Source organism: Deltaproteobacteria bacterium IMCC39524 (assembly GCA_029667085.1).
In the GTDB taxonomy this organism is placed as follows: Bacteria; Desulfobacterota; Desulfuromonadia; order Desulfuromonadales; family BM103; genus M0040.
This window is the reverse complement of sequence record JARUHJ010000009.1, coordinates 60,790-74,941: the sequence shown is the minus strand read 5'-3', so window position 1 is coordinate 74,941 and position 14,152 is coordinate 60,790. Positions and strand designations below refer to the sequence as shown.

At 50.0% G+C, this 14,152-nt stretch carries 11 protein-coding genes; 1 reads left to right on the top strand and 10 read right to left on the bottom strand.

Annotated elements, in window-relative coordinates; genetic code table 11:
* Window positions 1-225: transposase (locus P9J64_16475; GenBank protein ID MDG5469918.1), on the top strand; the 225-nt coding region annotated here is incomplete at its 5' end.
* A 372-nt stretch (window positions 226-597) separates the two neighbouring features.
* Here the strand turns inward: P9J64_16475 and P9J64_16470 are convergent.
* From P9J64_16470 to P9J64_16425, 10 genes are all read right to left on the bottom strand, one after another.
* On the bottom strand, window positions 598-762 hold the full coding sequence (locus P9J64_16470; protein ID MDG5469917.1) for a hypothetical protein: 165 nt from the start codon (window positions 760-762) through the stop codon (window positions 598-600).
* A 30-nt stretch (window positions 763-792) separates the two neighbouring features.
* Window positions 793-2,886 carry a chemotaxis protein CheA gene (locus P9J64_16465; GenBank protein ID MDG5469916.1) on the bottom strand — a complete coding sequence of 698 codons (2,094 nt, stop codon included), beginning with the start codon at window positions 2,884-2,886 and terminating at the stop codon, window positions 793-795.
* On the bottom strand, window positions 2,883-3,251 hold the full coding sequence (locus P9J64_16460; protein MDG5469915.1) for a response regulator: 369 nt from the start codon (window positions 3,249-3,251) through the stop codon (window positions 2,883-2,885). Before P9J64_16460 ends, P9J64_16465 begins: the two co-directional genes overlap by 4 nt.
* 36 nt (window positions 3,252-3,287) lie before the next feature.
* Entirely contained in the window at window positions 3,288-3,632 is a 345-nt protein-coding gene (locus tag P9J64_16455) for an STAS domain-containing protein (protein ID MDG5469914.1), read from the bottom strand.
* Between the two features lie 289 nt (window positions 3,633-3,921).
* Window positions 3,922-5,754, bottom strand: a complete 1,833-nt coding sequence (locus tag P9J64_16450) for a methyl-accepting chemotaxis protein (GenBank protein MDG5469913.1) — start codon at window positions 5,752-5,754, stop codon at window positions 3,922-3,924.
* Window positions 5,754-6,164: a response regulator gene (locus P9J64_16445; protein MDG5469912.1), complete on the bottom strand. Its 411-nt coding sequence runs from the start codon at window positions 6,162-6,164 to the stop codon at window positions 5,754-5,756. Before P9J64_16445 ends, P9J64_16450 begins: the two co-directional genes overlap by 1 nt.
* Window positions 6,165-6,407: 243 nt before the next feature.
* Complete coding sequence (locus P9J64_16440; protein ID MDG5469911.1) at window positions 6,408-8,132, bottom strand: sigma 54-interacting transcriptional regulator; 1,725 nt, start codon at window positions 8,130-8,132, stop codon at window positions 6,408-6,410.
* 78 nt (window positions 8,133-8,210) lie between these two features.
* A complete protein-coding gene (locus P9J64_16435; protein ID MDG5469910.1) occupies window positions 8,211-8,957 on the bottom strand; it encodes a response regulator in 747 nt (248 codons plus the stop codon).
* 297 nt (window positions 8,958-9,254) lie between these two features.
* On the bottom strand, window positions 9,255-12,986 hold the full coding sequence (locus tag P9J64_16430) for a PAS domain S-box protein (GenBank protein MDG5469909.1): 3,732 nt from the start codon (window positions 12,984-12,986) through the stop codon (window positions 9,255-9,257).
* Entirely contained in the window at window positions 12,983-14,122 is a 1,140-nt protein-coding gene (locus P9J64_16425; GenBank protein ID MDG5469908.1) for an ABC transporter substrate-binding protein, read from the bottom strand. Before P9J64_16425 ends, P9J64_16430 begins: the two co-directional genes overlap by 4 nt.
* Window positions 14,123-14,152: the final 30 nt, after the last annotated feature.

The window sequence follows — 14,152 nt, the reverse complement described above, 5'->3', positions numbered from 1 at the left end:
CATGTTCGTATCAATCACTCTAACCTGTTTGCAAAGGGTCGAAACCACATAAACGGTATTGAGAATTTCTGGAATCAGGCCAAGCGTCATTTGCGCAGATTCAACGGCATTCCCAGAGAGCATTTTGAGCTCTTTTTGAAGGAATGTGAGTGGCGTTTCAACACCCCTGACCCAAAAGCTCAATTGTTATTGTTAAAACAACTAGTTAAAGAGAATATGGGCTAGTTATCTAGGACAGCCCCTAAATCTTTGACTGCCATTTTAAAGCGCCCCCTTTTCAAGCTATAGTTCCATTATCAACAATTCTGCTGATAAACCTATCAACCTCCATGCCAAACAAGTCAAGAACCATTCAGAATCAACCGTAAGCAGCTCAAGGCTTCTATATGTTTGTTTTAATTGAATATTTACTGAAATTCCGTATACCACAAAGGGTAACCTTTTTAATTAGAGAAAAACAACCGCAAAAAAATAAAGGATGACACACTTCTGTAACAATGAATCTTGGGCATGACACACATAAAGCCAGGCAAAAAATCTGCCTGGCTTCTTGTTATGAGTCTATCAATAATTTAAAATCGCAATAAAGATAAAAGGTTAATCGTTTTTACCTGACAACTCCAGGTCGGCCTCGGCCACCGGCCAGAGAACCTCCTTGTCGAGCAGGACAACAGCCTTACCTTCTTCGAGACGATAGACAATTCCGTTAGAACCATCAAGCAACGAGCCGTCCCTGATTATCACTTTATCACCAAACTTCATGAGGCTCTTCCTTGCCAGGCGGACCGGGTTTTAATGTAAAGCATTTTTTTCGACTTCTTCAGCACGTGTCGCCAGCTGTGGCAGATCAAGGATCAACGCGACCCGACCATCACCGAGAATCGTTGCACCGGAGACGCCGTTGACATCCTGGTACATCCGGCCCAGATTCTTGATAACCGTCTGATGCTCGCCGACCACGTGGTCAACCACAAAGCCAACCCTCAGACCTTCGAGGTTGACAATGACGATCTGTTCTATATCAGGACGTTCACTGTTGATCTTGAACTCATCACGGAGACGAACATAAGGAACGATTTCACCGCGGATTTTGACCAGGTTACGGCCATGAGACTGTTCCACATCGTCGCGGGTCAACTCTATACATTCTTCAACAGCCGAGAGGGGCAGAACATAGTGCTCCGCGCCTAGATCAATCAACAGACCGTCTATAATTGCCAAGGTCAGGGGCAGTTTGAGAGAGAAGGTTGTACCCTTCCCCTCCTCGCTGCGAACCTCAATGCTACCGCGTAAAGCATCGATCGCCTGACGCACGACATCCATGCCGACGCCGCGACCGCTGACGTTTGAGACTTCCTGCGCCGTTGAGAAACCAGGTTCGAAAATCAGCGCATAAATTTCACGTTCGCTCAGCTCGGCCTGCTCGCTGATCAAACCTTTCTCAACCGCCTTGGCGCGAATCCTTTCGACATCAAGACCGGCGCCATCATCAGCAACAGTGAGGACTACGTTGGCACCGGAATGCTTGGCGGACAGGGTAATACGACCCTTGGAGGGCTTGCCGATCGCCTGACGTACTGCAGGCGATTCAATGCCGTGCCCGATGCTGTTGCGCACCAGGTGCACCAGGGGATCATTCAGCTGATCGATAACCGTTTTATCCAGTTCTGTTTCACCACCCTCGGAGACCAGCAGGACATCTTTACCAAGCTCTCTGCCAAGATCGCGAATCAATCGCTTGAAGCGGGTAAAGGTGCCACCGATCGGCAACATACGGATGGTCAGAACCTGGTCGCGTAAATCCCAGGTCAGGCGCTCCACCTCTTCGGCAACACTGAGCAGGTCTGCGTCAAGACGGCTGTTCGCGAACTGGGAGAGGCGCGCCTGAACGGTGACCATCTCACCAACCAGGTTGACCAGTTTATCCAGGCGATCAGATTTCACCCGGATACTTTCCATTGCGTCATTCGCTTTGCGTTCCCGCCGCAGCGTCTGAATCCGCTCTTGTTCAGCAAGAGCGGATTGCACCTTTATGCCATCGACAGCGCCTTCCTCAACCAGGGCTTCACCGAGACGTTTTTTCTCTTTCAGATACCTGGCTAGATCTTCTTCGGTCAGGTCGCCGCGTTCGACCAGGATTTCACCGAGGCGCTTATAATCTTCCGGCTGGTCAAGCTGGCTACCATCATCAATCTTCTGAATCATAAGTTCGCAGTCATCTTCAACGAAAATAAAGACATCTCGGATAGCATCCTCGTCCTGGTCTGTCGTTAACAAAACGTCCCAATAGACCAGGCATTCCTCGGGGTTGAGCTCATCAAGCGCAGGAATGGCATCCAGCTGGGCAACGACCAGGGCTTCGCCGAGGCGCTGAAGCTCGCCCAACAAAAAATGTGGCTGAACTCCCTGGAGAAAAAGATTCGGCATGGGGCGGAAGCGAATCCGAAAGGTGGCCTGATCCGTCGGCGTCACCGTAGCAGAAGTCGCAATGTTCAGGGGGGCGCCCTGAGGGAAAGGCATGAGGGCTTGAAAGGCAGCGACCAGCTCTGCTGTCAGCTCATCATCAACCGGGGCCGCGCCAAACTCGGCCATGATCATCCCCTTGAGGTGATCCTGGGCCGACAGGGTCAGGGAGACAAGTTTTTCATCAACTTTACGTTCACCGGAACGCACCTGTTCAAAGACCGTCTCCGCCTCATGGCAAAAACCTGCAACATTGTCGAAGCCGGCCAGGCCACCGGAGCCCTTAAGAGTGTGCAACGCTCGAAAGACACGGTCGATAGGGGAAGAATCTTGCGGTGATTCTTCCAACTCCAGAAGAGCAGCTTCCAATTCCTGGATCAACTCGAGCGCTTCGTCCTTAAAGGTTTCGATTAAAGTACTCATGCCGGGCAGACCATGCGCACAACAGCCAGCAACTGTTCAGGTTTGAAGGGTTTGACGATCCAACCAGAAGCGCCGGCGGATTTACCCTCCTGCTTCTTTTCCGGTTGAGACTCGGTGGTCAACATGATGATCGGCATGAAGCGATTGCCGGGATTCTGGCGCACCTCCTTGATCAAGGCAATGCCATCCATGTTTGGCATATTCAGGTCAGTCACCAGCATATCGACTTTTTCGACAGTCAATTTCTTCAGGGCATCAACCCCATCAATCGCCTGCAAAACTTCGTAGCCGGCCCCCTCCAGAGTCATTTTCAGCACCTGGCGCACCGTTGCGGAATCATCTACGGTCATCACCCGCTTGCTCATAATCTTTATCTCCTTAAAAAATGAAAAAGCCAGAGGTTAACTCGGCGCAGCCCAGAGGCATTGACCAGCGTCGCCGTGGCTGCAGATGAAATCCTGAGAAAAACCAACCTCATCGAGAAACTGCAGGAATTCACCATTTTCACCGACCCGCAAACACATTTTTTTGCCGCGGCCGCTCGAAAAACGATGGCAGGCACAGAGGAGCTGAATGCCGGCCACATCAATAGCAGTTGTGGCTGAAACATCAACAACGACCTGCTCGGCGCTTTCGAAAGCTTCAACCAGGCGGTCCTTGAGAGCGCTGATATGATTAATCGTCATATCACCTTCAACAAGGAGTGTTCCTGATTTTTCATCAGGATCATAAGACCAGTTTGTCATTGGAAGAATAACTCCTGTATTCGAAGTCTAGCAAATTTACAAGACTCCGTAATTGAGTCCACCTGTTAATCAAAGGACTTATAACCAAAGCAAAGGCTGTAAGGATTTAACGCAAAGGCGCGAAGGGAAAGAGAAAGCCCGCAAAGAGAACCACTTCAAAAAAAGAGAATAGTCACCCTTTGCGTCTTTCCTGGCTTTTCTTAGCGTCTTTGCGTTGGTCTTTTGATTTCAGCTCTTACTGTTTTGGGGTAAAGACGTAATCCCTTTATTTGGCTTATAGGCCCGTTAATCAAAAGAGGTCGACATTATCACCCAGACCATGATCACGGATTGCCGTCCAATCGTTTTGTTCAGAATTTTCTTTAGTGCTTCTGGTCTTCTGTTTTTCCATGAACCGTTCGTGAATATGTCGTTCACTGGCCATGGTGTAGCAAAGCTCCAGCTCAACAAAAAGTTGTTCCAGGTTGCCCCCCACAGAAGCGCTGATCACCTCGTGAGAATGTTCTCCCAAAAAAGCCAGCTGTTCAAGTGCCGGATTCAGCTTCTCCTGGAAGGGTGTCTTGAGATCCACTCTCATTACGGCAATGGCAACGTCATCACAGAGATTGGCCGCATCACAATCAATTCGACCGGCGATCTCCTGCAGGTGATGAGTACTGTCCTCAAGGATCGTTATGTGCTTTCGGGCGTCCTTCAAAAGAATGTCAATCCCCCCGAATCCGGATTGCGAGTCTCTTTCAATGCCTTCCAACTGACGTGCCTGGGCAGTTACCATACCGCACTCTTTTGCCAACGTCAGCGCATGCCGGGTGGCTTCTTCTGCGACCAACTGAATATTCTGAGCGATAATGTCGAGACCGGCGCCCTTTTGCCTGGCATGGGCGGCGCTGATCGCCGCGTTCATAGCCAAAAGCTGCATCTCTTCACCAATAAACTCGACCTCTTCGACCAGACCGGCAACCTGCTGTACGCCCTGATTAACTTCGGTGAGAATGGAGCCTGCTTCCTGATGATTTTTTTGCGTCTCCTGCAAACAGCCGGCAATCGACTGAAGAACATTTAAGACGGACGAAAATCGGTTGACGCTACAGGCATCCGTCACCTTGAGCAGGGTCCTGGTATCACCTGACATCATCTCTACGATCAGAGCCATCCCCTGCAGGTTTTCAGTAAGGTTATCTGCCGCTTCAAGGAATTCCTGGCCTGCCAGAGCAAGCTGGTCGTGTTGCAGTTGGCAGATACAGCCAAACAGGGCCGCAGCCTCTCTGTCATTGCTGAAATCAGTGCGCTGCTCAAACCTCGCCAGATGGCGCCCCAGGCTATCCAGGGCCTTGCGTACGTGCTCCAGACGCTGACGGGTAATATCCTGAAACTGTAACGCCGCAACGATCTCACCAAAGTTGCGGTTCACTTCATCAGATCGTTCTTTGAGCTGGTCGGTCCACTGACCTGTTTCTATCTGGTTTGCCATGAATTCGCTGAGAAGGTGGCGCGCTTTGTCGACTTCAGAGACAGCAACCTTGATTGTATTCAACTGAGCAGCCTCTTCCGTCTCCAACGATTGATTGATGAGAGGAATCAGGCGCTCAGTACGATCAAAGATGTCCGAGATTTTTTCCTGCACCAGGGCACCAAGTTCGTCCAGGGATTTCGCCAGGACACTGGCACCGGAGGCATAACCTTTAGCCGCTTCAATTCTGGTTGAGACACGCAAAGAGTGAAGGGTCTTGATGACTTTTCTCAACCCGAGGACCGGAATCTCCAGTGCTCTGATCTGACGAACGACTCCGTTAAGGAGAGTACAGATATCAACAGACGTCTGCTGCGTTTCAGAAAGCCAGAGGTTGCAGCGTTCAACCAGTAACTGTAACTGCTGTAGCGTACTCTCGCCGTCACCACCATGTAAAAGCTGCAAGACCTCACCGGCAGACCGGGAGATGTTATGTGCTTCATCATGGAAAAAATTTATCTTGTCGCCAAGGTCCAGAAAGCTGATCTCTGTGACATGGTCAACACCGGCAAGGTCCTCAAGCAAACCTCCGAGGCTGACCGGATCCCAGTGCCATTCCTCATAGTTATGCAAGGGGATCACTTTCGCTGATTGTTCTGAATCCAGGTGCATTAACAAAAACCTTCAGCAGCTTTCGACAAAAAAGTCTGACCGTGCAGGTCTAAAGCATGTTCAACGACACGTTGAACTTCAGAGATCCGGAAGGGTTTTTTCAACCAGGTATTCACACCAAGAGAACGAGCTTCTTTCCTGGCCTCCAGATCATCACGACAGCTAATGACAACTGTCGGCAGGTCAGCATAGGCCTCTATTGAACGCATCCTGCGAACGAGTTCCAATCCATCCATGACCGGCATCTGCCAATCGGTAATCAACATGTCGATATTCTGAGTGGATATTTTCTCAAAGGCATCGGCGCCATCAACAGCTGCAACGACAGTCACCCCTTGAAAGCTTAGAGCGAAACGCAGCATCTGAAGTAAAGCGGGCTGGTCATCAACAATACAAATCACTTTTGACATGAGTTTCTCCGTTTGAACTCACAATAACGAAGAGATAGAAACCAATATTCATGCCAACTATTTAAAGCACTACAGTTTTCGTCAACAAACAGTATTGGAGGTCAATAAATCAGGTACTTAAGTGTCTTCAAGGTGACGGAGAGACCATTTCCAAGGGGAGGTTATTGCGTGCCGCGACAATCGGATTGTGCGCCATGACACAAGACTGTGACAAACGTAGAGATCAAGGCAGAAAAGTACTATTTAAGGAGCTTCTTCAGAATCCTCGATGTCGAGTTCCTCCATCTTTCGATAGATGGTACGACGACTGATACCAAGTAAGCGTGCAGCACGACTTTTGTTCCAACCGGACTTCTCCAGAGCAGCAACGATCCTGTCAACTTCATCCTCCGATGTTTCAATAGCCGGATTTTGTTCCGGCATCGCAGGCTCAGAATTCGTAAAATCGTGCAGCTCTGGCGGTAAGTGCTTGAGGGCAACAACATCATCACGACAAAGCACAAAAGCATGCTCGACAGCGTGCTGCAATTCACGGATATTGCCCGGCCATGAGTAGGCAGTCATCCGCTTGACAGCGTCCCCATCAAGTCCCACGATCTGGCGGTTAAAACGTTGGTTATAAAGTTTGACAAAATGTTCGATCAACAAGGGTATGTCCTCACGTCGATCACGCAAGGGCGGCATCGGAACCTGAACAACCCGCAAACGATAGTAGAGGTCCTCGCGGAATTCATCTTTCTGAACCTTTTTCAGAAGGTCCTGATTGGTCGCGGCGACGATCCGTACATCGACCTTGATCGTTCCTGTACCGCCGACCTTTTCGATCTCCTTATTCTGCAGAACACGCAACAGACGAACCTGTAATGCCGGAGAGATATCACCAATTTCGTCCAGGAAGATGGTTCCTCCATCGGCTTGTTCGAAGCGACCGATTTTATCCTTGAGGGCGCCGGTAAACGACCCTTTGATATGACCGAAAAGTTCACTTTCCAGAAGGTTTTCCGGTAGCGCGGCACAGTTGACCTTGATCAGAGCCTTGTCACGGCGATCGCTGCGATAGTGCAGTGCTTCAGCAACCAACTCTTTGCCGGTACCACTCTCTCCCGCAATCAACACCGTAGTATCAACCTCGGCCAGGTTTTCAATCAGGCTGAACATCGCCTGAACTGGCTCGCTGCGGCCAACAATATGTTCGAACTTCTGTCGCTTGTTGAGACTCTTCTCCAGACTTTCCATGCGGGTCTGATCATGTACGGTTAAAACCACACCCATTGGATTTCCAGTGTCACCAAGACAAGGAGATGTAGACACATTCAAGACACAAAGCTTCTGCGACGGACCGGTAATTTCCAGCCTCTGATCAATCACCGCCTGGTTCGTCAGCATGGTCTGTCCGACGACATCAACAAAAGCCTCGCGAATATTCTTGGGCAGCTGGGACAGGGCCATACCGACCAGTCCCTCGGGAAGTGCGAACAGGTTCACGAAGGCCTGATTGGCCTGCAGGATGACTTGACTCTGGTCTACCAGCACGATGCCATCGCGCACGCTGTCAAAAATCGCTTCCAGGTGAGCTCGATAGCTCTCCCTCTGGTCGACAACCGCTTTGTGTTTAATCGCCATCTGCGCCACACGTAAAAGAGTTTCCTGGCGAATCGGCTTCGGAATGTAGTCGAAGGCGCCATGACGCACCGCTTCAGCGGCTGTTGCAACATCCGGGGCTCCAGTAATCATGACTACGGGGCAGTTGGCAAAATTTTCACGAACAATTTTGAGTAGCTCGAGGCCACTGTGACGACCGAGTTGAATATCCAGGAAAATAAGGTCAAAAACGCTTTGTTTGAGGAGTTCTTCTGCCGCCGGGAAAGAGGCCGCGGTGGACACAAGGTAGCCTTCATCCTGCAGAAAAGTCTCCAGGGTAAAGCGCAAGCTTTCTTCATCATCAATCACCAGGATATGGGAGGTCATTACAATTCCTTCAGTTACATGTTTCTACGACAGAAGATCACCCTTGCACAGCAATCGGCTTTATTGTCAGCATCTGGTTCAGCAGATTTGCCTGGCCGGCTGCGACTCATCCCGCAAGACCAGGACCGTACCCAACTCTCTCTGGTCATGGCCCGCCAATGGCGCCATGGTCACACCAAAAGCCACAGACTGACCATCTTTCACGGCTGCTTCAACCCGGAAAATTTCACCTTCACAACGTTCTTCAATCAACTCCTGCAAGGTTTTCAAGGGTGGACAGCAAACACTGATTTCACCAGGGCTGAGACCAACCAGAGACGTCTCGCAACAAAGCATTCTGGTGGCCGCATCGTTTATTTCAACCAGTCGCATCTTATCGTCAAAGATCATAAGCCCTTCATTGACACTCTGGAATACAGCCGCCATGCGCAGCCGGTACATCTCCTGCTGATCAACCAGTCGCTTATGTTCAACTGCGAGCTTGGCCTGTCGCAACAGATCGTCCTGATGAAGGGGTTTCGCAATATAATCGAAGGCGCCGAGTCTGACTGCTTCGGCTGCAGTACTGACTTCCGGAGCGCCAGTGACCATAATCACCGGGGTGTTGGGATGCGCCTCGCGGCTCGCCTGCAGCACCTTGATTCCGGATTCGCGCCCCAGCAGGATATCAAGAAAGATCGCGTCAAAGGAATGAGCTCCTATGATCTGCAAGGCCGTATCGAGGCACTCTGCAGTTTCAACCTTGTAACCGGCATCAGATAGAAAAGCATTAAACGTGAAACGGATACTTTCTTCATCATCGACAACCAGAATTCGCTCATTCATTTCAACACTCCTTCGATGGGTGCATAAATAATCCAGCGTTCAAAACTCACAAAAAGCAAGCAGATAAACAATGAATTATAGTGCTCAATCCTACAGTTCAAACATATCGCACAAACAATAACTAAACGTCCCTATAACCCAAAAAATGTTTAACGCAGAGTCGCAAAGTGCGCAGAGGAAAACCGCTTAAATTCTTAAAAATTGCTCAAGGCTGACAATTGTTCTCTGCGTCTGCAAGCCTTTGCATTAATAATGGCTTGTGTTTGTCTTGCATTTGTTTGGGTTCCAGGTTCGTAACTAAACGGCAGGCAAGATGACGACAACTTCGGTATATTCGCCCTCCTGACTGGTGATGCTGAGCTTACCATCATGTTTCTGGACGATTTCATGGCTGATGCTCAAACCAAGCCCGGTACCAACGCCAGCCGCCTTGGTGGTAACAAAAGGATTCATAACACGTTCAATCAACTCAGGAGGAATCCCGGTTCCATGGTCACGGAATGTGACCGACACAAAGGGTTGACCCTCCTGTTCAATCACCTCACCAATGACCATGAGAATCTTGTTCGGGTCGGTCACCGGGTACTTTTCTGACAGAGCATAACGTGCATTACTGATCAGATTGAGAAATAAACGTTGAATCTGGTGGCTGAGGCTGTTGATCATCGGCAGGTCATCAGGCAATTGAATTTGCAGAGCAACCCCTTCCTTCTTCAGCTGGTTCTGGGCAAGAGCAAGAGATTCATTAAGTGCGCTAAGGACCGTCAGTTTTTCAACATGCTGACTTTCAGCGCGGGAGAAATAAAGTAGCTCACGGACAATCGTGGCAACCCTTTCACTCTCACGGATAATTCGTTTTGAAAGCTCCTCTTCCCGGGATTCCGCTACCGCCTTGTTGAGAATCAGCTGGGCATAATTAATAACACCATTGATCGGGTTGTTGATCTCATGAGCGACACCGGCTGCCAGTTCACCAAGAGCAGCGAGCTGGCCAGTACGCAGGCTCTGCGCACGCTGCTTTAAAGACTCGCTGATATCCTGAACAATCTCTATAACATTAACCACCTCTCCCTGTTCATCGAAAATCGGGAAGGCACGCAAAGCAAGGGTTCTGCCATCGGCCAGGCTGAGTTGAGATTCCTCGGTGCGTCCACTCGTAAAAGTCTTTTTAATCGGGCAACTTTCGCACAGGGGCTGCTGGTTTCCTGACGCCGGACCGCAATCAACATTCGGCATCTCGTAACAGGGTGTTCGCATAGTACGGTCGTAGCTCAACAGTTCGTTTTCAGGATAACGATTCAGCCAGACCAGCCGCATTTCCTTGTCGAGAACCATGATTTGATCTGGGATGGCCTCAAGCAGCCCCTGAAATTGCATCGTCATCGACTGCAGGTGCGATTCACTCATGCGGAGCTCTGTCTGAATGCGCTTGAGTCTGGAAACATCGGCAAAAGTAACAACGACGGCGACCGGTTTTCCGGCACGGTTAAGGCCCAGCGCATGGCTGTTAACCTGTACCCAAACAACTGTACCATCAGCCCTGGGAACTCCCATAACCTGGTTGATGACGGACGCCCCCGTCTGCAAGGTTATAGCGGAAGGCTCTTCATCCGGGCCGTAAGCCTGGCCATCTTCTTTAATGACGTCTTGCAGCAGCTCATCATGAAGTTGTCCGATAATGTCTTCGGCGGCCTTACCCAGAATCCGCTCGGCAGCTTTGTTGCACTGAACAACTTCACCATTGAAGCCGAGAATAACCAGACCCTCGCCCATCACGGAGATCAGGGAGCGGAAACGTGATTCACTTCGCACCAACCGCGTCTCTGCATCCTTCATCTCGGTAATATCCCTGATCACAGTCAAAGCACACAATTCATCATTCAACGTCAGGGTTCTGGCAGACATCAGGCCGGTTCTCTCACGGCCATTTTTAACACGAAACAACATCTCCATATTTTCTACGGACCCGTTTTGTTGAAGTGAGCCGATAAAATCCGCTCGATCTTCAACGTTGACCCAAAAACCAAGCTCAAGGGACGTCCTGCCGATGATTTCATCACGTGAATAACCCGTAGCTTTCAGGCAATACTCGTTGACATTAACAATCGATCCATCATCAAACCGGGTAATCAGGACAACATCAGGGTTGGTCTGGAATACGGTCCGAAACCGTGACTCACTCTCTATCAACGCGAGCTCCTGTGAAACCCGCTGAGAGATATCCTGGACCATGGAAATCGTTCCTATCACCACTCCCTCGCTGTTCTGCACCGGGGTGTTATGCCACTCACAGGTCACTTCTCTTCCATCTTTGGTCAGGTTTGAATTCACACTGTGGGCCAGAGCATCACCCGCATCCAGTCTCGTGAAGATTTCCTCAACCTGCTCCTTGGCCTGGGGTGGGATCAGAAAATCATGAGGGTGCAAGCCGGCGACTTCAGCAGCGCTGAAGCCGAATATCTTCTCCGCTTCCGGGTTCCAGAGTTCAACTTTGTATTCGGCATCCCACATGATGCAGCCGAATGGCATACGATTGACCAACAGTTGCAAACGCATTGAGGTTTCCTGAAAATCCAGTTCCGCCAATTTACGCTCTGTTATATCAAGCATGACCCCACGCAGACGTACAGGTTTGTCATCTTCGACAATGACAGAGACAATATCTTTCAGCCACACGGAGCGACCGTCACTGGCAATCATTCGGTACTCGAAATCGTGGTCGCGCTTGGCTTCGGTCTCAATCGCACAGAAAGACAGGACCCACTCTCGATCCTCATCATGAACATGCTGCAGCCAGAAGTCCTCTTGTTCAAGCCACTGCTGCGCGGAGTAACCAAGGATCGATTCGACCTGATCGCTGACAAAGGTATAGTGGACTTTGCCCACTTCAAGCTCCCAGACAATACCGTCTATCGAGTTGACAAGATCACGGTAACGGGCACGGTTATCACTGAGCGACAGCTCTCTTTCATTAACAGCAGTCATCATCTCCCGGAAACTGCCGCTTAAGTCTTCCAGCTCTTTATAGTGAGCTGGCGGCAGGACCAGGTTGTAGTGACCCTGGGCCGCCTCACTGACCGCATCGCGCAACAGAAGAATCGGCTTCAGCATCCGTCGCGACAACCAGACTGCGAGACAAAGCCCGAACAGAGCAGCAGCAGAAAGAGAACTGAGTAAAAAGAAGCGCACGGCGCCAAGAGCCTGCATCGCATTTTCAACAGGCAGACTGACATAAGCCGCCCAGCCTGTCTCCTTGACCAGGAGGACACTTTCAAGCAGGGATTGGTCTTCGTGGTATTGGCTGTGAACTTCTATTTGCCGATCGAGAGCATTGCGAACTTCAGGATGAGTGCGCAGGTTAAGCCTTTGCGAAACCAGCTCAGGCTGGGAATCGGCGACCAGAATACCGTAGTGATCAAGAAGGGAAAACCTGATATCCAAACCCGCCTTATTAAGCCGGGAGAGAAGTTCGCTTGATATTCTTTTCAGACTGACAGTGCCGAGCAAGGTTCCCTTTTCCAGAGAAATAGCCAGGGTCACCGACGGCTCGGCGGTTGCTGTTGAGAGAAACGTATCCGACCAGAAAACCCCAGGCTCCTGTTGAGGTTGGGAAAAAACAACGTGAGTCGAGAGATCGATGCCAAAAAAATCTTCCTGCCTTTTCTGAGAACCGGAAGAGAGCGCAAGGTGAGTCACCCTGTAGTCCTCGTTGAGCAGGTAAATCGATTCAAAGCTGATCGATTCGTCAACAGAGATTTGTAGAAACCGGTTGATCTCCGCATCACTATGCAGAAGGTTTGAATTCAGGGTTTTTTCAATAAGAGCAAGATTTTTGTGGGTATCGCGCAGAAATTCAGACGCTTCATTACTGACATTTACAGCGTGAATATTGATAAGTTCAGAAACCGTCTCCAGATGTTTTTTCTCAAAGTACTGGACAGTAAAAATCCCCATGATAAGAATTGGCAGGGCCGCCACCACAACAAAACTTAACGACAGGGACCGCCTGAGTGATGCCGGGAATTTCATAATAAATCGACGACCTTGAACTGACCCTCTTCGATAACGGTCAGGAAGAGTTTTCTTTCAACATCTCCATAGTTATCGAGGGTCATTTCCGATTGCAGGCCGGGGAATCGACGCACATCAAGGAGAGCTTTCTTCAGGCTGGTTTCATCTGTGCTTTTTGACAAGCCCGCAAAAAGGTAGGAAATCGCGTCGTATGAGAGAACAGTCGCAAAAGAAGGTGCATAACCGAAACGCCTGGTAAATTTTTCTTTGAATGCCAGGTAACGGGGTTCCTGGCTGTTGGGGTTAAAGCTGTGGAAAGATTGCATGCCATTAACGGCTCGTCCCCCGAAACTCAACAGATCTGTGGTCGAAGCCCATTCCGCAGAAAAGAGCGCGACCGGACTTTCAAGCTTACGGATCTGCTGAGCTAAAAGGGCAGTATCGATGGCGCTGCTGAGCAACAGGACACCATCCGGATTTGTTTGAAGAAGCTGTTTGGCAATTGGTAGAAAGTGGGTCTCAGGTTTTGAGGTGAACGCCTCCACAGCAACGACCTGGCCGCCATGCGCTTCGAAAGCTTCTGTGAAACTGTTCAACCAGATTTCAGTAAAGGCCCGATTTGAGAGGTCATAAACGATTGCGAATCGTTTAAGGTTCATATCGTGTGTGACATAAGACGCCAGCTGCTGAGCGTTCTTACTGATAGGAGCCGTGACTCGCAAAAAATAATCATCAAGGCCGGACAATTGATCGGTTTTTGCCGTCGGGCTGATCATGACAACCTTGCGGGCGTTAACCAGCGGCTGTGCTTCAACCGCCATCGAGCTGGTCAAAGGTCCGATAATGGCGACGACCTGTTGATCAATCAGTTCATTAACCGCCCGTTTGAGAGCTTCGACATTTTGTTGATCATCTCTCGTCACCAGCTCAAGTTTACGGCCTGAGATTCCTCCCTTCTGGTTTTGTTCTTCTACAGCGAGGGCTACGGCATCACGTCCGGCAACGCCCAGATCAGCGACACGCCCTGTCAAGCCGGCGACAAAGCCGATTTTGAGAGGAGCTTCTTCAGTACATGAGACGAGGGGCAGACTGACGCAGAGGAGAAGCGCTGCCACAGGTAAGCGTCTTAAGTGTGAAATTATTCTGTCAGCCATTGCACAGTTTTCCCCATTCAGAAAGTGACT